Consider the following 25,671-nt stretch of genomic DNA (forward strand, 5'->3'; position numbering starts at 1 on the left):
ATATTAAAAGATCTTTTTTACTTGTAAAGTAATCTCCAACCCTAATGCTTCAGTTAATTTCATCAATGTTTTCAATGTAGGATTTCCTTTACCACTTTCGAATTGCTTTACCGTTCTAAGAGCTACTCCAGAGATATCAGAAAGCATTTCTTGAGAAACCTGCATTTGTTGTCGTCTTTCTTTAATCAAGTAAATTAATCCATCTAGGTGCATCATAATACTCTTTTTAATACAAATATATGATTTTCTCATAAATATTCATCAAATAGAGCATTATTATGCACTTTTATGTGCTTTTTTAGATTCTTGTCTCCAATCACCTCAATAAAGTGCATCTTATTGCACTTTTAGGCGCCAAAGTATTATCCATATTTTATTCTTTCATTTAATTATAGATATCGATAAAATGGAACTTTAAAATATTGAGTGTGGAACATCCCTAATAGAACCATTATAGAACAACACTTTACAATAAGGTGAATTTAATTTGGCATATAGTCCTTACACTCTTTTCAGGGCGATGCCTACACTCTTTTTCTGACAGTACCCACTCTTTTTCTATACACTCCTTTATTGGATATTTGAAGAGGCTTCAAAGGAATATCGTTTACCAATTGTATAGGGATTCTATACTATTTGGTTACCCAATCGATGGAGAATGGGTAACTGAAGGGTAAAGGAAGGGTATCTGAAGGGTATCTGAAGGGTAAAGGAAATAGGGAGGTGATAAGACAATGAAGTATGCTCAAAAAGGGAGGTGGTGGAGCAGTTTTTAGGGCATAAAAAAAGCTTCTTTGAATAAATCAAAGAAGCTTTGTACCCGGGGCGGGAATCGAACCCGCACGGCATTACTACCACTGGATTTTGAATCCAGCGCGTCTACCAATTCCGCCACCCGGGCGTGCATCGCAGCTATGCTGTTTTCATGATTGCGATGCAAATATAGATGCTTTTTACTAGTATGCAAACAAAAATGTCTCAAAATTCATACTTAAAGACAAATTTGCAACTCTTCATCTACTATTTTTTGGCATCCATTCGTCTCGTTACGATACCATAAATGACTAATAGAATAGCAGATACCGCAGCAATTGCAACAAAAACATACCAGATATAATGAGCATGATCGTATGCAGTTAACTTTTCAGTTTCTGTCAATAAAGAAGGATCTGGACAATATTTTCCAAGAAGGTATCCAGATAGACCAAACCCTAGTATCGAAGAGATAAAAGAGTGAAGATGGCTAAAACCAAGATACATTCCCTCTTCTCCTTTTGGTGCTTGAAGAGAGAAATACTCTAAAAAGCGAGGTGAAATAAATGCTTCTGCCAAACCTTGAAAAACGATACCCACAATCATCATAAATGCAACAGGATGCATTCCTAAAATAGGAGCAGATCCCATTAAATTTCCTGAAGCCATACAGAAAGCAGAAATTGGCATAATAAACATACCCACAGTCATCGAAGTCAGAGCTGATTTGTTTTTCATTAAGGCAGTTATAGCTCCAACAGTAAGGAATACGACAAGAGGATTTACATTGGCATACCAAGACGGAGAAGCCCCCTCTCCTGCCATACGTAGCACATATTTAGGCATGGTTGCATAAAGCTGGTGTTGTACCATCCAAAATCCTGTGATAATAAGAATCAAAGTAATCAAGCGTCCATTGGTTAACACATTCACTAATGCTCTTGAAATCTCTCTTATCGATTTTCCTTCGCCCTCCTTATGAGAGGAATCAAACATGAAATAGACAAGAACAATAGCCAAACAAGTTGCTGCAGCAGAGAAGAAATTTAGATATACAAGACCTTCATCTCCCATAGACTCTCTAAGAGGTTTCACAATAGTCTTACCAGAGAAAGCCCCAATATTTACCATTGCATAAAAGATAGAAAATCCTTTCGCTCTATTCTCCACGGTAGTCTCTTTTGAAACAGTGGCAGTAATTACCGATTTAATGAAAGAACCTCCTATGATAATAAGAGAGACAATAGGAATAATCGCCCATTTCACATTACTCTCGCGTAAACCTGTAAAGTGTGTATGTTGACCATAGTCGACCAAACCTATAGACTCAAGGATGGTAGGAAGTGCCCCTAGACCAAAATATCCAAGCGTCAAAAGTGAGAATGCTAACATTAGGGCTTTCTTAAACCCAATTTTATCAGCATAAGCACCACTGAAAGTAGGAAGAAAATATAGTAATCCCGAGAAAACACCAGCTATGGAGGCTGCTTGCATATCTGTAAATCCTAAAATACGTGATAGGTATAGAGTGATAACAATAAATACCCCATAATAGGCAGCTCTTTCAAGAAGTTCGACCGTATTGGCAACCCAAAAGGCGCGAGTAAAAGCGGATTGTTGTTTCATAAAAAAAGAAATAACATTGGTTTATATTAATAAATAGTTGTGAATAAACTGTTTCCCATATATATCTCAAAAATAGTAGATTTTAAAAATAATAGCCCATTATCGTATCAAAAAAATATTTTTTATGATATTGAATTAAGTCAGCTCTATCCCATTGTTCAAATTAAAAGAGATATTTCACACATAAAAGACAGAAATCATTCTAGGGTTCAAACTGTTACACAGCACAACTCCATAATATTTTTATGTAAAAATTCGTATAAAACAGCTTTAAATTCCTACATTTAAGAAACCCCCCTTATAGAACGTGATCTGATTATGAAACGAACAATGATTTCCTCATTTTTTAAATTTCCAAAAGTTCCAATAGCCTCTTTACAAGTTGTCTTCTATGAAAATTTTCAGGACTACTACAGTTACGCATATTCCAAGTGTTACAGTGTTCAAATGTCATGTGATATCATCACCCAACTTTTTCTACAGGTAAGTATAAACCATAAGGATATCATTAATTATTGGAAAGATAAAAAAAGCATTTATTTCCAAATTGATGAGCGAATTCAAAAATTAGAACGGATACACAAAGAGATTGATTTAGATCAAATCGAACATCTTGAATATAAAAGAAAAGCACAACTAAAAAGAATCATAACAGTTCTTACACCAAAACAAAAGAAGGTTATCATCTCTTATCAAAATATGCACACAAACCGATGGTATAAAGTAAAGAAGCTTCGATCTTTTTATTGTGAATTTGGAAAAATACTTCAACTATTAGATAGTCTCCCGACTCCACAATTAAAGATTAAGCCCCATATGGAAATTAGTAAAGAGAACATATAACAATACAAGAGATGACACAAAAGAACAACGATCAGAACGATTCGAACTATTGGGAATTGTTAAGTAAATATATTTATGAAGGAATTCATGTAGATGCGATACCTCAAAAGCACAAGCACCACTTATACCCCCAATTCACAAAACACAAAGAAGGATTTGAACAACTATGTACTGAATTTAGGGAAGATCAAGATATGGGAAAGAAAGCATGGAGAAATATTGAGGAGGAGCTATTAACTAGTGGAAAACGAAGGTCCAAAAAGATTACTATATTCTGTATCGTATGCCTCTTTTGGTCTATCCTTATTGTCTTTGTTTTATACCTTTTATTGAGATAAACATGCTATGTAACAACTTTTGACTGTCACTTTTATGTAAACAATACTGAATAAAAGATGTTCTATACATAGCCATTTTATTCATACTTATAATTCTTGTTTATATGAAGTTACATGAATACCAAGCAAAAGAGATATTTAGAAATTTTCTCATTCACACCCCAAAGGAGAAACTATGTCTCAACACCAAAGAAGCAATTATTGCATTTAGAGAGATAAATAAAAAGGTTGTCGTCAAAGCACAAGTGCACACAGGAGGACGAGGGAAAGCAGGTGGAATAAAACTTGCATCCAACGAGAAAGAGCTCCAAATGGCAACCAACACGATTCTCGGCATGGATATCAAAGGACACACTGTAGAGAAATTACTTATCTCTGAAGCAGTAGACATACAGAAAGAGTATTATGTCGGGATTACAATTGATCGTAGCAGTCACTCTATCCTACTAATGATAAGCGCCGAGGGGGGTGTAGAGATTGAAGAGGTTGCAGCTAAGACCCCTGAGAAGATTCATAAGTATCATCTTCCTATCACACCGACCCTTCCCTCATATAGGGCTAGAGAAATTGCATTTGATTTCTTTCAAGACATCTCTCTCGTAAGACAGTTTGCGGACACGATTGAGAAGATGTATTTGGTTTTTGTAGAAAAGGATGCCTCTCTAGTAGAGATTAACCCTCTTGTTATCACAAGTAAGGATCGTATGATCGCATTGGATGCAAAGATGAGTATTGACGAAAATGCGATGTATCGACACCATGAACTTGAGAGCTATCGGGATAGTGATGAGAACGAACAGCTAGAACAAGAGGCAAAACAACATGGGTTAAGCTACATCAAACTAGACGGTAGCATAGGCTGTATGGTGAATGGAGCTGGTCTAGCTATGGCCACCATGGATATGATTAAATTGTATGGAGGAACCCCAGCTAATTTCCTAGACATTGGAGGTAGTTCGAATCCGAATAAGGTGAAGCAAGCCATGCACTATTTGACTCAAGATCCGAATGTGAAAGCGATTATGATTAACATCTTTGGAGGAATTACAAGATGTGATGATGTGGCCCATGGGCTATTACAAGCATTTGAAGAGATTGAGGTGAACCTACCCATAGTGGTTCGACTATCCGGAACGAATGCCAAAGAGGGGTTAGCAATCTTGTCTTCATCCACCAAGATAGATACAGTGTCCTCTATGAGTGAAGCGGCAAAACGTGCAATATCCTATCTTTCTTAACCCTAAAGTTTTATCAAAAAAATCGGATTATGAGTATTTTAATAGATAAAAAGACACGAGTAATCGTTCAGGGGATCACTGGACGAGATGGTGCTTTCCATACCCAAAAGATGCGCAGTTATGGGACCAATATTGTTGCTGGAGTTTCCCCAGGGAAAGGAGGAACAGAGGTAGATGGAATCCCTGTTTTCAACACAATGAAGGAGGCTGTGAAAGAGACCTCTGCAGATACCTCTATCATATTTGTTCCTGCACGGTTTGCTCCTGACGCCATGATTGAAGCTTCTGAAGCAGGAATTAAATTAGTTATTGCCATCTCGGAAGGAGTTCCTGTTATCGATATGCTAAGAGTAAAAAAAGCACTTAAAAAGAATGACACCCATTTGATTGGACCAAACTGTCCAGGATTGATCTCACCAGGTAGATCGATGATAGGGATTTTGCCAACCAACATATTTAAAGAGGGGCGCGTTGGTCTTATCAGTCGTAGTGGAACACTTACTTATGAGATGGTAGATCAACTTACAAGAAATGATATTGGTCAGAGTACCTGTATTGGTATCGGAGGAGACCCTATTGCAGGTCTCTATTATGAAGAACTGCTAGAGATGTTTGAGAAAGACCCAGAGACCGATCTTGTCGTACTTATAGGTGAGATTGGAGGGGATGCAGAAGAGCGTGCTGCTAGTTATATCAAATCGAATATGACGAAACCAGTGGTTGCCTTCTTTGCTGGACAGACAGCACCTGTAGGGAAACAGATGGGACATGCTGGAGCGATTATTTCGAGTGGAAGTGGAACGGCACAAGATAAGATCAAATGTTTTGAAAAGCATCTTATCCCCGTAGCCAAAGAGCCAGAAGAGATACCAATGTTGGTAAAGAAGATATTACAATCATAAACAGATATAAAGATCGCCGAATGTTATTCATTCGGCGATTTTATTTTCTAAAATTCCACCATAATACCGATGGTTGGAATCATGTTTCCAGAAGAGGTATCTAGGTATTTAAGTTGGTATCGAGTAGGATCGTTTGGATCTGTCAAAGGGACTCCATTTTCATCCGTACTTTGAACTAAAACCTCTGGGGTATCTGTAGCAGAGGCTAAAACATTCTGGATATCAACGTATAACATTAAAGTCCATTTATTATAGTACCAAGCCTTATCCACACGTAGGTCTAACTGAGAAAATGCATCTAATCTATTAGTGTTGAATGCAGCATAATCTAAGTACCCTTGCCCTTGTACATCCCAAGCCTCCTTTAACGAAGATTTTTGCAAGTTGTATGGGGTATAAGGAGCCCCGCCTTGATAACGATATTTCATACCAATAGACCACTCTTTGGGAAGATTCTTTAACACAGTTAAAGCGAGAATATGTCTCACATCCCAAGAGGATGCTATATAATCTAACTTATAGTCTTGAAATTCGGAATAGAAGAATGTATAGGAAGCAGTCACATTAAATCCAAAGAGATCGCTATTACGATAAAGAGCTTCCATTCCATAGGCACGACCTTTAGAGTCAGAGGTGACCTCTTCTGTTCCGACCACACCATAATCTCCTCCTTGGCTGGCAGTGGATATGGAATCTTCTACTGAAAATGGGTATTTGTCGTAATACTTAAGGAACCCTTCTAATGAAAAGAGGGTATTTTCATCGGGACGTACAACAATACCTGCACCGATCTGGTCAGAATGGATATATTGTATCTTATTCTCTCTATTCACTAAATTGTCATCTAGATCTTTATAACCTAGGGTAGTGTTTACAGGGAGCATATATAGTCGAGACAAATATCCATTCAAACTCCATTTATCGGAAACATTATATTTTACAGCGAACCTCGGAGCAAACTGTTTCAATGGATTGTTCATATAGGATGCATAGGTAGATCCATCTATACGCAAACCTAAAGACAGCTCTAACTGTTGGTCAAAAAACTTATCATTTAACTGAGCAAAGAGGCCATATTTCCAATAATTTAGATTGGTCTTATAGACATAGTCTACCACTTGGTCACCCAAATATTCTCTTTGAAAAGAATCATTATAGTAATCGACGTTCTCTAAAGAGACTCCTGTTACAAGCTTCATATTGTTGTGAAAGAGATGGTTCTCATATCGAAAACGAGTATTCATCTCATAAGAGTCATAATCTAGATTTAGATTCTCTGGGGTTTCGATATTATCGAGATATTTATCGGCATGGTTGTTTAATCGATCATTGCTTAAGATAAAAGCACTAAAACCATAATCAGTAAAGTGCTTATATACCGCTCCAACAGTGTAGCTCCACTGTTTATTGGTAGGAATGTTACCAAGGATATATCTCTGCTCTTCGGTTTCATTTGCTTCTTCATTTAACACCAAATCATCATAAGCACCAATTCCTATTAGAGTCAATTCATTTTTACTATCGAATTTATGTTTTAGCTTAAATTGAATATCATTATATGTGGGAAGGAATGGCAGTTCGAGTAGCTGAAAGAGAAATTGAAGATAGGAACGACGTGCAGAAACAACCAAAGTGGTTTTATCGCTTATAGGACCATCGGCAGTTAAAGCGAGATCAGAAGCACCAATGGTTGCACGATATTTCATTTTATCTGTGTTTCCATCTTTTTGTTCAAATGATAAAACCGAACTTAATGGCATCCCTAAATTTGCGGGATAAGACCCTGAAAAGAAGTTCACCTCCCGAATAAAATCCACATTTAGAATTCCTGTAGGTCCACCAGAAGCGCCCTGTGTCGTAAAGTGATTAATGGTAGGGATTTCTACTCCATCTAGGTAGAACCGATTCTCTGACGGACCTCCTCCCCTGACAATCAGATCGTTTCTATAAGAAACTGAAGCTCCAACACCAGGATAGGACTGAATCACTTTAGAAATGTCTCTATTTCCACCTGGATTTCTTTCAATCTCCTCTATGGGTATAGAACGAAAGGCAATAGGAGCTTCGGGTTTCTCTTTGAATAGAGAAGGACGCACCACCACCTCATCCACCCCGACTAAAGTAGGATATAAAGAGACATCCAAAAAGGTGGCTCTTGCATTGGTCACAAGAAGTGCATCGGATATAAAAGTTTTATATCCGAGAATGCTCACCTTTATTGCATGATAGCCTGGAGATATATTCTTGATTAAAAATACTCCATCTTCATTGGTTACATCCCCATTGTTGGTGTCAACAATTTGAACCGAAGCAAATGAAAGAGGCTGATTTGTCTTCACATCGACAACTCGTCCTTTAAAGACTCCATTGTTTGTTTGAGCTGTGAGGTTGTAAGAGTAAAGTAAAAAAGAGAGAAAGAGAGTTAGTAAAGATAGTTTCATGATTGATCCTTGTTTTTAGTATTCTAAAATTACAACAATCAATCATAACTATTGTTGTTAAGATCTCTTTTCAACAGGCCATTGGAATAGAATAGACAATAATGCAGAAGCACCCATTAAATATGGATAGTAAAGATATTGCATTAAATCTAACGGTGTGACACGCTCTAATCCCACTAAAGTTACTGCAGCCAATATCTGTGCTCCATACGGAAGAAGTCCTTGAACAAAACATGAGAATGTATCCATAATAGATGCTGCACGCTTAGGAGAGATATCATATGCGGATGCAATATCCTTCACAATAGGCCCAGACATGATAATCGCAATGGTGTTGTTCGCAGTGAAGACATTGACTAGACTTACAAGAAGAGCAATGCCCAACTCAGCTCCTTTTTTCCCATTCGCTCTTTTCCCAATGGTTTCTAGAAGAAATTCAATACCTCCATTTATTCGTATTATCTCAACAATACCCCCGACAATCATTGAAATGATAATAATCTCTGACATTCCTAAGGCTCCATCACTCATTGTTTTAAGCCACAACCAGATATCTAACTTACCATAAGCAAGTCCCATAACACCCGCAAAAACAGTTCCCAATAAGAGTACAAATATCACATTCATCCCAGCTAGTGCAGAGACAAGAACGAATAGGTAAGGAAGAACCAATCCTAATTGCTTAAAGGTAAAAGTGGTTGGAGCAATCTCTGAAGTAACATTACAACAAGCATAAATTATAATAGATATGATCGCTGCAGGAACTACAATCTTGAAGTTCATACGAAACTTATCTTTCATTCGACAACCTTGTGTTCTCGATGCAGCAATGGTTGTGTCGGATATTAGGGATAGATTATCTCCAAACATGGCACCACCAACAATAGCACCTAAAGCAAGAGCTATCGCAATACCTCCTTTTTCGGATAATGAGACGGCCATTGGGGCAAGAGCTAATATCGTACCTAAAGAGGTTCCAACAGAGAGAGCAATAAAGCATGAGATGATAAATACCCCAGCAAGCATAATGTTCGGAGGAAGAAAATGCAGACCAACATTTACCGTAGCGTCCACTGCTCCCACCGCCTTTGCTGTTGCAGCAAAACAACCTGCCAATAGAAAGATAAACACCATCATCATGATGTTCTTATCTCCCATCCCTTTTACAAAAGACTCGATTTTCTCTTCGATAGATCTCTTTCGATTCATTGCAATCGCACAAAAGGCTGCGACTAAAAAAGAGATGATTAGTGGCATCTTATAGAAATCTCCAGATACTAAAGATGACGTTAGATATAGTATTAAGAATAATATGATAGGTAAAAGAGCCCATCTATTAGATTTAAATGTGTTATTCATATGCACACTCCTTGTTTCAGTTTACTGCAAAGATGCCCCTATAACCTTTAGATAAAAAATTATTAGGTATATTTTTATTGTTTTCATAACAATAACTAAAAGAGATAGCAATCATTCACATAACTATTCTCTTCAGACTCAAACGATAGACAGAAATAAGGCCGACTAAATAACAATAAGTAAGGATGGTATTTGTAGGATACAAGGGGAACAAAAAAGCAAGGAGAAGTGTGAAACGGTTTAAGATCTCAATCAACCAACGATCTTCGTTGGCTGATAAAGACCTTTTTTGCAAACACTACTTAGTAAATTCGGCAAAAGTTCCAGGAAGTTGCTTGACCTCTTTAGCCAAAAGAGCCTTCATCTCCTTTAGTTTGGCAACATACGTAGGATCTTTCGCTAGGTTGTGCTGTTCTGTGGAATCTTCAGATAGATTATATAATTGATCCGCATCATAATAATTTGGGTAAAATTTAATTGCTGGAGACTCCCCTCCACGGCCTCCAGGTTGATCACAAGTATGGGTAAAAGGCGCATTGGGATCGATTCCTTTTTTTGCGAGTCCAACTCTTTGCTCATGGGTAATATTTTGGACCCATTGGGGCTTTCTGAAAGCAATATATTTCCAATGGTCTTTAAGAATAGCACGGGTAGCACCAACTTCATGATATAGATGGTCATGGATCGTTACATCTTTTCCATCCAAAATAGGCTTGATACTTTTCCCATTTATATGAGCACTTCTATCTAATGGCACTTTACAGAGATCTAGTATCGTTGGAGCAAAATCTACATTGGAGGTCAATACACTTAGTTTTCGATGCCCTTTGAAGAATTTAGGACCATAATAGAATGACGCAGTCTTCGTTCCTCCTTCGTAACATGTAAATTTTCCATGTTCCACTCCATGATCTGTTAGAAATACTATGATCGTATTGTCTAGTTCTCCCATCTTTTCAATTTTAGAGACCAATGCATTTACTGCATCATCAAGCCACAATGCATCGGTAGATACTTTACGAACATGTGCATCTTGCACTCTTTTCTTAATACTCTCCTGAGAAGGCAAAACATCAACGGGTTTATCTAACCAGCCTTTAGCAGAAGCTCTCCTATCCCCGATATATTTTGTTCCATATTTGGCAGGACCATGCGATACTGTTGTGGCAAAATAGAGAAAGAACGGCTCATCCCCATGTTCTTTTTCCGCCATGTCTAAGAAATCAAGTGCTCCTTTTACAATCCAATCCGTATTGTGAAAAAGAAGTTCCTTGGGCAAGAAGCCAGGAAGATTACCAGGGTATATAGATGCTGCATAATCAAATCCGACCTCCTTATAAACTGCAATTTGATCTTTGTATATGTTTTCAAGAATTTCATTCTGTTTTTTATACCCCTTCTTGGGAATACGATGTCGGGCATGTTTTCTCGATTCATCCCCTTGAATCACATGATTTTTACCTACCCCACCAGTATAGTAGCCAGCATCATTAAGTGCTTTCGAAATATTGTAATCATTGTTTGTAATTCCAATATTGAAAGTTACATTGGCTTGCTTCTTCTTCTCTAGCAAACGTTTAAAACCGATATTTTGAGCTGTTGAAGGATAACGTCCAGTTAAAATTGAGAATCTAGAAGGGGTACAAATAGCACCAACGACATGCTGCTGGTTAAATATGACACCCTCATTAGCCAATCTGTCAATAGTTGGAGAGAGACTCTTCTTACTTCCATCATTATTTCTACCCTCTTTCAAGAAATTGAACTCTTCTCGATGTTGATCATCCGTTAAAATAAAAAGTACATTAGGGCGTTTTGTTGCTTTTTTAAAGCTTGCCATAGAAGCAGTTGCTGAAAATGCAAAAAACACACCTAAAGCAGCAAATGTTTGCATTTTCATAGTCTTTGCTTTAATATCTATTATCTAAAATTTCCAATCCAAAACTACATATATCAACATATTACAAAAGCATAGGATTGCACAAAGACTAACACTTTTATTTCGGAGCAATTATGGCACTATTGGGATAGTCTAAAAGAGTAATAAAGGTGTTATCTTTGTCATTAAAGAATAAGAACTTAAATATTTTTTGCTTTGTATTTAAATATAAACCGTCGCAATTATTGCGTTGAAGAGTATGGTGAAGGAGAAGTACTTCTTTTACTTCACGGGTATATGGAATCGAAAAAAGCTTTTTCTAGTATTAAAGATAAACTAGGATTGCAATATAGGGTCATTGCAGTGGACCTACCAGGGCATGGTGATGCAGGCGAAGTAGACACCCCATTTAGTTTCGATGAGCTTGCTGCAGATATGGTCATGCTATTAGATTACCTCAAGATTGAAGGGAGAGTTCATTTTGCAGGACACTCTATGGGAGGATATGTTGGACAAGCAATGGCTGCCTTCTACCCAAATACTTTGAAATCTCTGAATCTTATCCATAGCGCAACATGGGCTGCTAGCAATGAATACAAGAAACTGAAAGAACGAGAGAAAAAGTTTGTCTTAAAAGGAAAAGCTTCTAGCATCGCACGAATATCAATTCCTGAAAGTTTTGCCCCAAACAACAGAGAACGACTAAGGCCAATAATTGATGCAATGATCGATGATTCAAAAATAATGTCACAAACATCATTGGTACATATTATCGATGCAATGAAAGAGAGACAATCTTGGTTTCATTTAGTAAATTGTTATCCTATTCCAGTACATATTATCGCAGGAAAATATGATCAGGTGGCACCACTAAACAAGTTAAAGGAGGACCTTCCAAACTGGCGAAATAGTCATATGACAGTTCTTGAAAACTCAGGACATCATGGATTCATTGAAGAACCAGAAGTCTTTTTATATCAACTAAACCAATTTACGACGCAAATTGATGCCCATTGGAAAGAGCGTCAAAAAGCAAAAGAGGGTAAAAAAGGGATGTCGAATGACAGTATAAAGACCGATGAATAATACCAATGTATCAAATAATACAGCCCCAAAAACGTTTCTAAATTCATAATCAGTAAATTAGCTTAAAAATACTGTATTTTTAGAAACATTTTAAATTATATATTAAAAGAACCTATCTATTGATCTATTTCGGATTGGGTTCTACATTTGTGGAGATTTAAAAGAAATCAAATAAATAAAGATTCAAATATCTTAAATAGAGACTTATGAGCAGTTTTATGAAATCTTCCATTGGGAAGAAATTCTTTATGAGTGTTACTGGGTTGTTCCTAATAACATTCATTTGTGTTCACCTGAGTTTGAACTTACTGTTGATTGTTGACGACAGTGGCGACTTATTTAACATGGCAGCACATTTCATGGCTACCAACCCGTTAATTAAGATCATGGAGCCAGTATTGGCACTAGGATTCTTAGTTCACATCATTTGGTCGTTTGTGATAACTTTGGAGAACAAAAAAGCACGTCCTGTAACGTACAATTCAGGAGACAAAGTGTTAAGTCCAATAGCTCCATCGAAGAACATGTTGATTCTTGGAGGAATGGTTCTTGTATTCTTGGTAATGCACATTGCAAATTTTTGGTGGAAATTTAAGATTTCTCACGAAGGACTTACTGCAGTACATGTAATGCAAGCAGGAGTAAATGTTGAGATGGAAAATGCATACGCATTGGTTGCTGGATTTTTTAAGGCATCATCACTATATTGCATTATCTACATGGTAGGGGCAGTACTTCTAGGTCTTCACATTTCACACGGATTTTGGTCAGCTTTCCAAACAATCGGATGGAATAACAAGATATGGCTAAAACGATTGGAAGTGATTGCACGCATTTTTGCATGGTTGATTGCATTAGGCTTTGCAATTATCCCATTATACTTCATGATTAAATTCTAAGAACCTTTAAGGATTTTACAGATGAGCATTTTAGATTCGAAAACACCAGCTGGGCCTTTGGCCGAGAAATGGTCTAAACATAAAGCAAGTATTAAAGTTGTTTCACCTGCGAACAAGCGTAAACTTGACATAATCGTAGTTGGAACAGGTCTTGCGGGTGCGTCTGCAGCTGCTTCTTTGGGAGAGCTAGGATACAACGTCAAGGCATTCTGTTACCAAGATTCACCACGTCGTGCACACTCTATTGCAGCACAGGGAGGAATCAACGCAGCAAAAAACTACCAAAACGATAACGACTCTATCTATCGTCTTTTCTACGATACAATCAAAGGAGGAGACTATAGAGCAAGAGAATCAAACGTTTATCGTTTGGCAGAAGTTTCACCACTTATCATAGACCAATGTGTTGCACAAGGTGTACCTTTTGCACGTGAATATGGTGGATCACTATCTAACCGTTCTTTTGGTGGTGTACTTGTTAGTCGTACGTTCTATGCAAGAGGACAAACTGGACAGCAGTTGTTATTGGGTGCATACTCAGCATTAAACCGTCAAATCAACGAAGGAACAGTGAAGATGTACAACCGTACAGAGATGCTAGACCTAGTAGTGGTAGATGGTAAAGCAAGAGGTATCATCACTCGTGATATGATTACTGGAGAAGTACAGAGACACGGAGCACATGCAGTATGTATCTGTACAGGAGGTTATGGAAACGTATTCTTCCTTTCAACAAATGCAATGGGATGTTCTGGATCGGCAGCGGCACAGATCTATCGTCGTGGAGCTTTCATGTCGAACCCAGCATTCGTTCAAATTCACCCTACTTGTATTCCTGTTCATGGATCACAGCAATCGAAATTGACATTAATGTCAGAGTCGCTACGTAATGATGGTCGTGTATGGGTACCTAAGAAGAAAGAGGATGCAGTAAAACTTCAAAAAGGAGAGATCTCTGCAAATGATATCAAAGATGAGGATCGTGACTTCTACCTAGAGCGTCGTTACCCATCATATGGTAACCTTGTCCCTCGTGATGTGGCATCTCGTGCTGCAAAAGAGCGTTGTGATGCAGGTTTCGGAGTAAATACAGAAGGTAAAGCAGTATTCCTTGACTTCAAATATGCTATCGACCGTTTAGGGCGTGATACTATTGAGAAGCGTTACGGTAACCTTTTCCAGATGTATGAAAAGATTACAGACGTAGATCCTTATAGCAATCCTATGCAGATCTATCCTGCGATTCACTATACAATGGGTGGTATTTGGGTTGATTATAACCTGATGACAAATATTCCTGGTCTATATGCATTGGGAGAAGCAAACTTCTCTGATCATGGTGCAAACCGTCTTGGTGCATCTGCATTGATGCAAGGATTGGCAGATGGATATTTTGTTCTTCCTTATACTATCGGTGATTATCTTGCTGACGAGATTATGGTACCACGAATTGACACCAATCAATCTGCATTCGAAGAAGCAGAGAAGACTGTACAAGATCGTCTGAACCAACTTTTTAATGCAAAAGGTAACGAGCCTGTTGATTATTTCCACAAGAAATTGGGTATGATCATGTGGGATTACGTTGGGATGTCTCGTAACGAAGAAGGTCTTAAGAAAGCTGTTTCAGGGATCCGATCTCTTCGTAAAGAGTACTATTCAAACGTACTCATTCCAGGTGAATTGGATAACTTAAATCCTGAACTTGAAAAAGCAGTTCGTGTTGCAGATTCATTCGATATTGCTGAGCTTATGGCACTAGATGCACTTGAGCGTAACGAATCATGTGGAGGACACTTCCGTGAAGAGTCAGCGACAGAAGAAGGAGAAGCAAAACGTAATGACGAAACAGGGTGTTATGCTTCAGCTTGGGAATATAAAGGAGCAGGTGAAGAGCCTGTAATGCATAGAGAAGAACTTGTATTCGAGAATGTGAAACTTGTTCAACGTAGCTATAAATAATAAGGTAGATAATCCACATTACGATGGCAGATAAGATTTTAAACAAGCTATATATCAAAGTTTGGAGACAGAAAAACTCCAAATCACAAGGAGCATTTGAAACTTACGAGTTGACAAATGTTTCACAAGGAAGTTCATTCCTAGAGATGCTCGATATCCTAAACGATCAATTGATTCGTGAAGGAAATGACCCAGTTGCTTTTGATCACGATTGTCGTGAGGGTATCTGTGGAATGTGTTCTCTTTACATCAACGGTAAAGCACACGGACCAGATACAGAGATCACAACATGTCAGCTTCATATGCGTAAATTCGACGAAGGTCAAACAATTACGATTGAGCCATGGAGAGCTGGAGCATTTCCAGTAATCAAAGATTTGATCGTAAACCGTAACGCATTCGAAGAGATTCAACAAGCTGGTGGATATGTATCTGTAGGTACGGGTGGTGTTCCTGATGGAAATGCTATCCCTATTGGACAGGACGATGCAGAGGAAGCAATGGATGCTGCTGCATGTATTGGATGTGGTGCTTGTGTTGCTACATGTAAGAACTCTTCAGCAATGCTTTTCGTTTCTGCGAAAGTTTCTCAATTTGCGAAACTTCCACAAGGAAAAGTAGAAGGTAAGCGTAGAGCAAAATCAATGGTAGCGAAAATGGATGAATTAGGATTTGGTGGATGTACTAACACTGGTGCATGTGAAATCGCTTGTCCTAAAGCAATCTCTATTTCGAACATTGCTCGACTTAACAGAGAATATTTATGTGCTAAGCTTTCTGATTAATCAGATCTAAGCCCAAAGTATACTTAAAGAGCATCACAATTTGTGGTGCTCTTTTTTTGTAATAAAATCGTATGTATTAAAGAAAAATTAAGCGGAGTCCAACTAAACAGATAAAATATGTTGTGTAACTCTTAATGAATCTTAATAATGACATAAGTCATATTTTTAATATATACATTGCTATATATTCATTATTTAACGGTAAAAAACATAAATTGGATATGCGCCATATTTTTACACCACCTACAAAGAAGAAGAATCAAAAGAAAAAAAATCATTATCGGTGGTTATTGGCATTTGCAATTATAGTTCCATGGGCAATTATATCCTCTATTTTCACAGTACTTATATCAATATTATCTTCTATTGTGTTTGATGTTCCAGTAATAGAAACACAGACAGATGTATCCCAAAATATTTCTTTTGTATTTGCAATGTTACTGGGAACAATCACCACTACCTATCTTTTCACTAAGTTCATTGAGAGGAAAAAGTATAAAGTTATCGGTTTATCGATAAAAAATCGAACATCAGATATTATTACAGGACTGATCATAGGGGCACTTTGTATGCTTATTGGTTATATACTTCTGATTTCTTCGAACCAGATTAATTTCATTCGAATATACTTTAATGCAAAAGAGATCAGTATCTCTATTATCTACTTCTTTGTTGTTGCATTATCAGAAGAGATTCTATTTCGTGGTTATATTTTGAGAGTCCTCATGGATCGTTTCAGTAAATTCCATGCTTTAATAATTTCGGCTTTAGTCTTTATGTTACTTCATATATTTAATCCAAATTTGAGTTCCATCGCTTGGATCAATATTTTTCTTCTAGGGATATCATTTGGTATCACTTATATATATACGAATAATTTATGGCTACCGATATCATTCCATTTTAGTTGGAATCTATTTCAAACTCTCTTTGGTTTTAGCGTTAGTGGCGTAAGAAGTTATTCCGTTATATCGACAAAAATAGTAAGTCCAAATATCTTTAATGGAGGAGAATTTGGTTTCGAAGGATCTGCTCTAGCAATGATTTTTATTATTTGTATTACAGGTGGCTTATATAGTTTATACAGAAACGATACACTAAGCACTTTTTAACATTCAGACTTTATATAGAGGCAGGGAAATTGCATTTAAGTAATTAATAAATATTGTTATCTTTGCTACACTAGTTATGGCATATTCTGCCTTTTAGATTCTGTATTATTATTCAAGGGAGATGTCCCTTTCTAAAAAAAACATGAGTGAAGCAATAGTAAATAATTATGATAACAAGTTTGCTCTTTATTTCCTTCCATTAGAAGATCCTCGAAGAATACAAAAAGGCAATTTTATCTACCCACTTATAGAAGTTCTATTTCTTTCATTGTCAGCTATATTAAGTGGTTTTAAAACCAATGAAGATATTGCACAATTTGGAGAGCTTAAAATCGATTGGCTCAGAAAATTTTATCCGTACGCATCAGGGATTCCATCACACGATACCATTGGTCGAGTATTTAGACATTTAGATTCTTCTCTCTTTAACGAGTGTTTTATCAAGTGGTCTTCAAGCTTAACAAAGCTTACATCTAATCAAGTAATAGGTATTGATGGAAAGACCATTAAGGGATCTGCTAATGCAAAGAAGAATGCAATTCATGTTGTCTCTGCCTTTGCCTCAGATAATGGTCTATGTTTAGGACAGGTTACCACCAATAAAAAGAGTAATGAAATAACAGCCATTCCAGAATTGTTAGATCTTATTACTATCAAAGGCATGGTTGTTACAACAGATGCAATGGGCTGTCAAACTGAAATTGCAAATAAAATACTAGAAAAAGAAGGTGACTATATTCTACAAGTAAAAGGTAATCAGAAGAAAACTAAAGAGGAACTTGATATTCAGTTTAATACAGATATTGTTTGTGATTCTAATATAACAGAAGACTTTGGTCATGGAAGAATTGAAACTCGTATTTGTGATGTAATAAATGACTTTGAAGATGCTCCTATGTTGACCAAATGGAGAGGTATCCATAGTTTAATTAGAATAACAACCCAGACATTAGAATCTTCAACAAATAAAGAACGAAGTGATGTGAGGTATTACATATCCTCTTTAGATACAACAGCTGAGAGGTTTAATAAACTTATACGTTCACACTGGGCAATCGAAAATAATCTTCATTGGACACTCGATGTAAGCTTCAATGAAGATAAACAGCAGCGAAAAAAAGATCATGCAGCTGAAAATATGAATATGCTTTGTAAAATGGCTCTTAACATCTTAAAGTTGGATACGGAGAACAAAAAAACATTGAAATGGAAGAAAAATAGAGCCATATATGTCGATGAATATAGAGAAAAGCTTATCACTCGTTCACAGACTTGTTAATTCTATCTAATATCCAATCAGTTATAAATGCAATTTCCCTGTATATAGAGGTGATAAAAAACAGAATTATTATTTTATTTGTTTTTTCAAACAATTTCAATTTAATTTCGTTTCTAATATACTAGACATAACAAATAACCACTTTTCACAATGCAGTTATGTCGATAAAGTTAGTTAAAATAGAGCACCCCTTTTGAACTATATATTATGCCATATCGTAGGTTACCCAACACTGATAAAGCGAGGCTACGAGCAATTCGTAATGCTATCGATACAGCAGACAAGGAAAGTATTAACAATATACCATTCGACACAACACTCCTGTCTAAGCTACAGACATTTTATCCTTTATTTGAAACAGCCACTTTAAATCAAAAGCAGGCAATAAAAGATCAAAATAACAATAGTAAAAAATATATAAAGGCAGTAGATAACGCGAAGCTCTACCTGCAACATTTCATCCAAGTTTACAACTTTGCAGTCATTCGACATGAAATAAAGCCTGTAACTAGATCTCTTTATGGCTTAGATCAGACCAATACTAAGCTACCATCAATAAACAGTGACAAAGATCTATTGTATTGGGGAGAGAAATACATTGAAGGAGAACAACAAAGAATTGCTCAAAGAGGGAATCCAATATATTCACCATCCATTGCGGTTGTAAAAGTAAGGTTTGAGCTTTTTAAAGATCTATACTTTAGTCATAACACTTACAAAAAGAACACCCTACGTTTTTCGGAGGAAGTTTTACGATTGAGAGGGGAGGCCGATCAATATATCTTAAGGTTGTGGAATGATATCGAGGGGTACTTTTCGAAACTTTCAGCAGATCGAAAAAGAGAAAGAGCAAGTCTTTATGGAGTAGTTTATGTATATCGTCCCAACGAAAGAGCCAAAATTGAATCAAACAAGAAACAATGTAAGCTTAATATTCTAGACGAAAGTGTAATGGTTGACGTGTAATCAACCATTACTTACTTAAAATATGATAAGTACTATTCATTAAAATTCTCATCTAGAGATAAATCTTGATTTTTATTATCAATCACTTTTCTTTTAGCATAAAAAGAACGACAAGCAGGAACAAAAAGAACCACAGCCATCATCATGTATCCACTAAGCTGGGCTAAAGGAAAATCACTCTCTAGAATATCAATATTAAAAACACCAATAGTACCAAAGTATGTAAAGATAGCAATGGTTGCATTATTAATAAAATGGGCCCAAATAGAACACCATAAGCTTCCTGTATAGAAATAGATATATCCTAACATTGCTCCGAGGAAAATTCGAGGGAGTAACCCAGATAGCTCAAAATGTAACACACTAAAGATGATAGCAGCTATCCAGACCGAACGATGTATTTTATGTGATTTATTGTAGACAAGGCGTTGTATTATTCCTCTGAAAACAAGCTCCTCTCCGAATGCAGGAATCAAAGCAATCACCACCACATTGACCAACATCGATCCAAAACTTGTCACATATAACATCTTCTTCATCAAAGCCATATTGTCAGCTTCCATCTTTTCACTCCACTCTATTAGGCTCGACATAAAATCTGGAAAAGGAATCGCTTGATACAGTTCTCCAAGATAAATAGAGATTGGCATTGCCAAAAGAGCCATAAAGAAAATTAAACGGAAATATTTTGAAATATCTTTTTTAGTACCAAAAGAGAAGCCATTTATTCCCTCTTTCATGGAGGTCAATGAAAAAAACCAAGCAGAACCAACAAAGGTTGCTAATGAAGTAATCGAAATAACGAGCAACAGCTTAACTCTTGAAATTGCCTCTACATCACCACCAAAACGCATAACAACAGCAACAATCCCTGAAGCAAATTGAAATAAAAGAGCTCCCACTAATAATAAAACCACAGAGGTCGTTATACTCTTCTTTAGTTTAATATCATACATATCTATGTTCTTATATAAGATTTAATCAATCGAAGATACATATTTCGATAATACTAAAATAGAGAGCTCAAAGATTTCTATACGAATAAATTACACTGCTCCATACTTAATGAACGTTGCAAGTACTTAACACTGGGAATTAAGGAGTTAAAAATCTTTTTTATATATTTGCGTCCTAAATAAAATTTGGAAATCGTGAATATTGGAAATATAGAATTAGGCTCAATACCATTATTTTTAGCACCGATGGAAGATGTTACATATAAATCGTTCCGATATATGTGTAAGAAATATGGTGCAGATATGATGTATACTGAGTTTGTTTCATCAGAGGCACTTATTAGAGATATAGAAAAGACAAAAAGAAAGATGACTCTTTTTGAGTTTGATCGTCCTGTTGGAATCCAGATTTTTGGTCATAATATCGAATCCATGGTAGAGGCGGCCAAGATAGCAGAAGAATCAAATCCAGACATTATTGACATCAACTTTGGTTGTCCAATGAAGAAGATCGTGAATAAGGGAGCTGGTTCAGGAATGTTCCAAGACGTTCCTAAAATGATCGAGATGACAAGCCAAATAGTCAAGGCAGTCAACAAGCCAGTAACTGTAAAAACAAGACTAGGTTGGGACGAAAACAGCAAGGTAATTGTAGAAGTAGCGGAACAGTTACAAGACACCGGAATTGCTGCATTGACCTTACATGGAAGAACAAGAAAACAATTATATACAGGAGAAGCTGATTGGGATTGGATTGCTAAAGTCAAAAACAACCCCCGTATGCATATTCCTATCATTGGCAATGGAGATATCAATGGCCCTCTGAAAGCAAAAGAGTGTTTAGATAAATCAGGAGTAGATGGATTGATGATTGGAAGAGGTGCAATTGGTAGACCATGGATCTTTCAAGAGGTAAGACATTACTTAGAGACAGGAGAACTTCTTCCCCCTCCTCTTGTTCCAGAGATTGTTGAAAATGTAAAAGATCAGTTAACCCAATCCATCAATTGGAAAGACTCTCCTGAAAGAGCAGTAAAAGAGATGCGAAGACACTTTGCAAAATACTTTCCTAGTTTAAATAATTTTAGAGAGCTACGTATTAAACTTCTAAGAGCAGATGAAATTGATGAAGTTGTAATATTACTTGATGAGATTGCAGAACGCTATTCAGACACGAGGGTTGATTACACCAATATTAGCCTGAAATAAAATCATTATACAGAGAAGGTTTTTTACAATAATAAAATAGTAAAGAACCTTTCTTTTTTCATGTAAAATATTGTAAAACAAAAAAAGGATGTCCTACCGGACATCCTCAAACCTAACCTAACCTAAAATTCCTATGAAAAAATTTGCTTTTCCCTTACAATGCAAATATGCGTAATAATTTAGTTATGAGCACAAATAATTAAGTTAATCAATGTTAAACATGATTATTTTTACTATTATTAATAGTTATTGAGTTAAACGATATAAAGACTTACACGTATTTTATTAAATTCACACTCACATCGAACAATAACAAATGCACCATGATTTATTCGGCTATTATCACCTGTTTAGGAACTTTAATTTTTAATATTCCATTTGGTTACTACCGTACATACACGAAGAAATTTTCATTCTATTGGTTTGTAACCATCCATCTACCTGTTCCATTCGTCATCTGGTTTAGATCGTTAAATGGCATATCTCTTACATGGGCTCTTGCACCTTTTCTTTTTGGTTCTTACTTTCTAGGACAATATATCGGGAAAAAAATCAATCTTCGACGCATGAAGCTAAAGCAAGAAGAAGAGATTTAATATGCTTTTCTAACTTTTGCTTTACTTCCGTGATGTCCACTTCATAACCTAATTCCTTTTGAAGAGAAGTAACCCCTCTATCCTGAAATCCACAAGGGTTGATTAAATTAAAATAGTTTAGATCTGTATTTACATTAAGAGCAAAGCCATGCATCGATACAAATCGTGAAGCTCGCACACCGATTGCACAGATTTTTCTCATCTTCAATGGAATATCTGTATCTAACCACACCCCTGTTGCCTTGCTATCTCTATTCCCAACAATTCCATATTCTGCAATCGTTTTAATTACAGCCTCTTCTATCAGTTCTATATATCCTCTCAAACCCAAATTAAAGTTTTCCAAGTCTAAGATTGGGTATCCAACAATTTGTCCTGGACCATGATAAGTAATATCTCCTCCCCGATTGGTTTTAACAAATTCCGCATGCTTTGCTTGAAGCTGGATATAATTTACCAAAAGATTATGCTCATCGCCACTTTTACCGAGAGTAAATACATGAGGATGTTCTACAAATATTAGACGATTGGGAGTATCCACTGGTTCGTCCTTTTTATGCTTTTTAAGTGCCAACACCTCTTGAAAATACTTTTCTTGAATATCCCAGACCTCTTGATAGGCACCTAAACCTAGGTCGATTACCTCAACTTCTCTATTCATATCATACGATGTTATAAAATACTCAATATAAATTATTTACGGATGTGATTCTCTGCGTGATATGAAGAGCGAACCATTGGAGCACTTTCGACCACACGAAAGCCCTTTTCAAGCCCAATCTTTTTCATTTCGGCGAAGAAATCAGGATGAAGATACTCTTTAACCTCCCAGTGTTTCTTAGTAGGTTGCAAGTATTGTCCCAAAGTAAGAATCTCCACACCACAAGCTCGTAGGTCATCCATTGCCTCCATAATCTCCTCTTTGGTCTCACCCAACCCAAGCATTAATGCGGTTTTGGTAGCCACACCAGCATCGGCAATATATTTCAAGACCGATAAGCTAAGATCATACTTTGCTCGACTTCGAACCAATGGGGTAATTCGTCTTACAGTCTCCAAGTTGTGAGATATAATTTCTGGCTTTGCCTGAATCACTGTTTCCACACAATCCATATCCCCATTAAAGTCAGGAATTAACACTTCCATGGTTGTATTTGGATTCACACGCTTCACCTCTTTAATGGTATTTGCCCATATTTGAGATCCACCATCTTCCATATCATCTCTATCTACCGAAGTGACAACACAATGTTTCAGACCCATTAGTTTAACTGAGTTTGCAACTCTAGTAGGTTCATTTGAATCAGCAGGAAGAGGGCGTCCACTTTTTGTTGCACAGAACTTGCAAGACCGTGTACATATTTCTCCTAAAATCATGAATGTAGCAGTTCCATTACCCCAGCACTCCGCCATGTTAGGACACTTACCTGACGTACAGATGGTGTGTAGCTTATGCTCTTTTACAATACCTCTTAAGTTCTGATATGTTTTACCTTCTGGAAGACGTATCTTAAGCCAGTCTGGTTTTCTTCTTCTATTCTCCATAAACAATAGTAAATTTAGTCTCTTTTTAAGGTTTCTCTCTCATCAATAATTCAGAGTGGGATTCCAATGTATAAAAAAGAGTTCAAAGTACGAAATTGATACTCCCTAAATACAAAATAGCATAAAAACCATTCAAGAGGCTATGAGAAACCTCATTGAACAAATGCATTATAAAAGTCAAAACAGAAGATATATATGTAAGACTTTTTTACACATCATGATTGCAGAGTCTCAATTATAACATAATGACACGATTATCTTCCATACGATTATAATATGAAAGATGTCAAGTGACAATTCAATTTATTGCATATTTTTTTTCTTACTTTTGTGATTCTACAATACAAATACCATATAATAAGATGGTAGTGTTGTCTATCATCATAAAATCAAAATCATTTAATTAGAATACACGATGTCAATAACAAAAGTATTTTCGAAGTTTCCTAGAACATTCTGGGTTGCCAATACGATTGAGCTTTTCGAAAGATGGGCTTGGTACGGATTCTTTGCTCTCTTTGCGAACTACCTAACAGGGTCATCTGACCAAGGAGGTTTAGAGTTAACCCAAACAGACAAGGGATATATTATGGGGGTAGGTACTGCCATTTTATACTTTCTTCCTGTAATTACAGGTGCTATTGCAGATCGTTTAGGATATCGAAAAACACTTTTTATATCATTCATTGTATACATCACCGCATTTCTTCTTTTCCCTCATGTAGACAGTTTTTACGGAGTATTCATGGTATATCTGTATCTTGCTTTAGGTGCAGCACTATTTAAACCAGTCATTTCTGCTACGGTAGCCAAAGTAAGTACCAAAGAGACTAGCTCTATTGCATTTGGCATCTTCTATATGATGGTGAATATTGGAGCATTCATTGGTCCTCTATTGACTCTTACTACAAAATCAGAGCCAAACAATATCTTCTATATTTCTGCTTTTATTATCAGTTTAAACTTCATCCTTCTCTACTTTTTCCACGAACCAAAAACAGAAGACAAAGGCCCCAAAGGGACTATTGGTCAATCGATCATTCATATCTTTAAGAATATTGGAGAGGTCGTAAAAGACTATAAGTTTGTTGCTTTTCTATTGATAGTAGCAGGGTTCTGGACGATGTACAACCAGCTTTTCTTCACCCTACCTGTGTTTATCACACAATGGGTTGACACCACTCCATTGTACCATTGGTTTAGTGAACATATTCCAGCAATTAGTTCAATGTATGGTGAAGCCGAAACACAAACGATGCAAGCCGAATTTATCGTTAATTCAGATGCGCTGTTTATCATCCTTTTCCAGATTGTCATCTCTTCTATCGTAATGAAATGGAAAGCTTTAAATGCCATGATGAGCGGATTCGTTGTTTGTGCAACAGGAATGGCACTATCGCTATACACTCAGAATGTCTATTTCACCATATTTGCAATCTTTATCTTTGCGGTTGGAGAGATGTCTTCTTCTCCGAAAATTTCAGAATATATCGGGATGATTGCACCTTCTGATAAGAAAGCCCTTTATATGGGATACTCTTTTATTCCTGTGTTCCTAGGAAACCTTTTCGCAGGTTTCATTGCGGGAGATCTATATGGTAAATGGTCAGATAAAGCAGCGATAGTAAAAGATTTTGCACAAGAGAAAGGCTTCGCAATCTCTAACGAGTTATCACAAAATGAGTATTTCCATTCCGTAGCGCAGAAGATGAACATGTCAGATCATCAACTTACGGATCTTCTTTGGAATCAATATAACCCATCTAAGATTTGGGTTCTTATTTATGCAGTTGGTATTTTTTCGGTAGTGGCTCTATTCCTTTACAACCGTTTTATCCTGAATAAAAAATAGAATCAATATATAATCATTGACAAAAAAAGCCATTTCCTCATTTGG

General features: G+C 36.6%; 22 protein-coding genes and 1 tRNA gene. 14 read left to right on the forward strand and 9 right to left on the reverse strand.

Going from position 1 to position 25,671, the window contains the following annotated elements; translation table 11 throughout:
• Positions 1-3: 3 nt before the first annotated feature.
• The 3 genes from K4L44_14945 to K4L44_14955 all read right to left on the reverse strand — a co-directional run bounded on the left by K4L44_14945 (position 4) and on the right by K4L44_14955 (position 2,379).
• Positions 4-213 (reverse strand): helix-turn-helix domain-containing protein, encoded by a 210-nt coding sequence (locus K4L44_14945; protein ID QZE16018.1) that lies wholly within the window; start codon positions 211-213, stop codon positions 4-6.
• A gap of 604 nt (positions 214-817) precedes the next feature.
• A tRNA-Leu gene (locus K4L44_14950) sits at positions 818-901 on the reverse strand.
• Between the two features lie 119 nt (positions 902-1,020).
• Positions 1,021-2,379 carry an MFS transporter gene (locus K4L44_14955; protein QZE13827.1) on the reverse strand — a complete coding sequence of 453 codons (1,359 nt, stop codon included), beginning with the start codon at positions 2,377-2,379 and terminating at the stop codon, positions 1,021-1,023.
• A gap of 318 nt (positions 2,380-2,697) precedes the next feature.
• On the opposite strand from K4L44_14955, the gene K4L44_14960 reads away from it, so the two are divergent.
• The 4 genes from K4L44_14960 (at position 2,698) to sucD (ending at position 5,700) form a co-directional block, all read left to right on the forward strand.
• Positions 2,698-3,222: a hypothetical protein gene (locus K4L44_14960; GenBank protein ID QZE13828.1), complete on the forward strand. Its 525-nt coding sequence runs from the start codon at positions 2,698-2,700 to the stop codon at positions 3,220-3,222.
• Positions 3,223-3,233: 11 nt separating this feature from the next.
• On the forward strand, positions 3,234-3,560 hold the full coding sequence (locus K4L44_14965; protein QZE13829.1) for a hypothetical protein: 327 nt from the start codon (positions 3,234-3,236) through the stop codon (positions 3,558-3,560).
• Positions 3,561-3,664: 104 nt separating this feature from the next.
• The gene (sucC, locus tag K4L44_14970) at positions 3,665-4,798 is read left to right on the forward strand and encodes an ADP-forming succinate--CoA ligase subunit beta (protein ID QZE13830.1); all 1,134 of its coding nucleotides are present in this window, start codon (positions 3,665-3,667) and stop codon (positions 4,796-4,798) included.
• Between the two features lie 29 nt (positions 4,799-4,827).
• Positions 4,828-5,700 carry a succinate--CoA ligase subunit alpha gene (sucD, locus tag K4L44_14975; GenBank protein ID QZE13831.1) on the forward strand — a complete coding sequence of 291 codons (873 nt, stop codon included), beginning with the start codon at positions 4,828-4,830 and terminating at the stop codon, positions 5,698-5,700.
• A 47-nt stretch (positions 5,701-5,747) separates the two neighbouring features.
• On the opposite strand, the gene K4L44_14980 is transcribed toward sucD, so the two are convergent.
• The 3 genes from K4L44_14980 to K4L44_14990 all read right to left on the reverse strand — a co-directional run bounded on the left by K4L44_14980 (position 5,748) and on the right by K4L44_14990 (position 11,400).
• Positions 5,748-8,141: a TonB-dependent receptor gene (locus K4L44_14980; GenBank protein ID QZE13832.1), complete on the reverse strand. Its 2,394-nt coding sequence runs from the start codon at positions 8,139-8,141 to the stop codon at positions 5,748-5,750.
• A gap of 57 nt (positions 8,142-8,198) precedes the next feature.
• Positions 8,199-9,500 carry a Na+/H+ antiporter NhaC family protein gene (locus tag K4L44_14985; GenBank protein QZE13833.1) on the reverse strand — a complete coding sequence of 434 codons (1,302 nt, stop codon included), beginning with the start codon at positions 9,498-9,500 and terminating at the stop codon, positions 8,199-8,201.
• A 298-nt stretch (positions 9,501-9,798) separates the two neighbouring features.
• The gene (locus tag K4L44_14990) at positions 9,799-11,400 is read right to left on the reverse strand and encodes a sulfatase-like hydrolase/transferase (protein ID QZE13834.1); all 1,602 of its coding nucleotides are present in this window, start codon (positions 11,398-11,400) and stop codon (positions 9,799-9,801) included.
• A gap of 195 nt (positions 11,401-11,595) precedes the next feature.
• Between K4L44_14990 and K4L44_14995 the strand changes: the two genes are divergently transcribed.
• The 7 genes from K4L44_14995 to K4L44_15025 all read left to right on the forward strand — a co-directional run bounded on the left by K4L44_14995 (position 11,596) and on the right by K4L44_15025 (position 19,468).
• Complete coding sequence (locus tag K4L44_14995; protein QZE13835.1) at positions 11,596-12,465, forward strand: alpha/beta hydrolase; 870 nt, start codon at positions 11,596-11,598, stop codon at positions 12,463-12,465.
• Positions 12,466-12,671: 206 nt separating this feature from the next.
• Positions 12,672-13,364, forward strand: a complete 693-nt coding sequence (locus K4L44_15000) for a succinate dehydrogenase cytochrome b subunit (protein ID QZE13836.1) — start codon at positions 12,672-12,674, stop codon at positions 13,362-13,364.
• A 21-nt stretch (positions 13,365-13,385) separates the two neighbouring features.
• Positions 13,386-15,326: a fumarate reductase/succinate dehydrogenase flavoprotein subunit gene (locus K4L44_15005; GenBank protein ID QZE13837.1), complete on the forward strand. Its 1,941-nt coding sequence runs from the start codon at positions 13,386-13,388 to the stop codon at positions 15,324-15,326.
• A gap of 23 nt (positions 15,327-15,349) precedes the next feature.
• The gene (locus K4L44_15010) at positions 15,350-16,111 is read left to right on the forward strand and encodes a succinate dehydrogenase/fumarate reductase iron-sulfur subunit (protein ID QZE13838.1); all 762 of its coding nucleotides are present in this window, start codon (positions 15,350-15,352) and stop codon (positions 16,109-16,111) included.
• Positions 16,112-16,332: 221 nt separating this feature from the next.
• Positions 16,333-17,223, forward strand: coding sequence for a CPBP family intramembrane metalloprotease (locus tag K4L44_15015; GenBank protein QZE13839.1), 891 nt, complete (start codon positions 16,333-16,335; stop codon positions 17,221-17,223).
• A 142-nt stretch (positions 17,224-17,365) separates the two neighbouring features.
• On the forward strand, positions 17,366-18,502 hold the full coding sequence (locus tag K4L44_15020) for an ISAs1 family transposase (protein ID QZE13840.1): 1,137 nt from the start codon (positions 17,366-17,368) through the stop codon (positions 18,500-18,502).
• 207 nt (positions 18,503-18,709) lie between these two features.
• Positions 18,710-19,468 carry a hypothetical protein gene (locus K4L44_15025; GenBank protein ID QZE13841.1) on the forward strand — a complete coding sequence of 253 codons (759 nt, stop codon included), beginning with the start codon at positions 18,710-18,712 and terminating at the stop codon, positions 19,466-19,468.
• Between the two features lie 32 nt (positions 19,469-19,500).
• On the opposite strand, the gene K4L44_15030 is transcribed toward K4L44_15025, so the two are convergent.
• Positions 19,501-20,424, reverse strand: a complete 924-nt coding sequence (locus tag K4L44_15030) for a CPBP family intramembrane metalloprotease (protein ID QZE13842.1) — start codon at positions 20,422-20,424, stop codon at positions 19,501-19,503.
• Positions 20,425-20,619: 195 nt separating this feature from the next.
• On the opposite strand from K4L44_15030, the gene dusB reads away from it, so the two are divergent.
• Both dusB and K4L44_15040 read left to right on the forward strand, forming a co-directional pair.
• A complete protein-coding gene (gene dusB, locus K4L44_15035) occupies positions 20,620-21,633 on the forward strand; it encodes a tRNA dihydrouridine synthase DusB (GenBank protein ID QZE13843.1) in 1,014 nt (337 codons plus the stop codon).
• Positions 21,634-21,956: 323 nt separating this feature from the next.
• Positions 21,957-22,229, forward strand: a complete 273-nt coding sequence (locus tag K4L44_15040; GenBank protein QZE13844.1) for a hypothetical protein — start codon at positions 21,957-21,959, stop codon at positions 22,227-22,229.
• Here K4L44_15040 and lipB read toward each other — a convergent pair.
• Entirely contained in the window at positions 22,186-22,890 is a 705-nt protein-coding gene (lipB, locus tag K4L44_15045) for a lipoyl(octanoyl) transferase LipB (GenBank protein QZE13845.1), read from the reverse strand. The genes K4L44_15040 and lipB overlap by 44 nt on opposite strands.
• Positions 22,891-22,922: 32 nt before the next feature.
• Entirely contained in the window at positions 22,923-23,774 is an 852-nt protein-coding gene (gene lipA, locus K4L44_15050; protein ID QZE13846.1) for a lipoyl synthase, read from the reverse strand.
• Positions 23,775-24,189: 415 nt separating this feature from the next.
• Between lipA and K4L44_15055 the strand changes: the two genes are divergently transcribed.
• Positions 24,190-25,626: an MFS transporter gene (locus K4L44_15055; protein QZE13847.1), complete on the forward strand. Its 1,437-nt coding sequence runs from the start codon at positions 24,190-24,192 to the stop codon at positions 25,624-25,626.
• Positions 25,627-25,671: the final 45 nt, after the last annotated feature.

Source organism: Prolixibacteraceae bacterium, assembly GCA_019720755.1.
Classification (GTDB): domain Bacteria; phylum Bacteroidota; class Bacteroidia; order Bacteroidales; family Prolixibacteraceae; genus Halosquirtibacter; species Halosquirtibacter laminarini.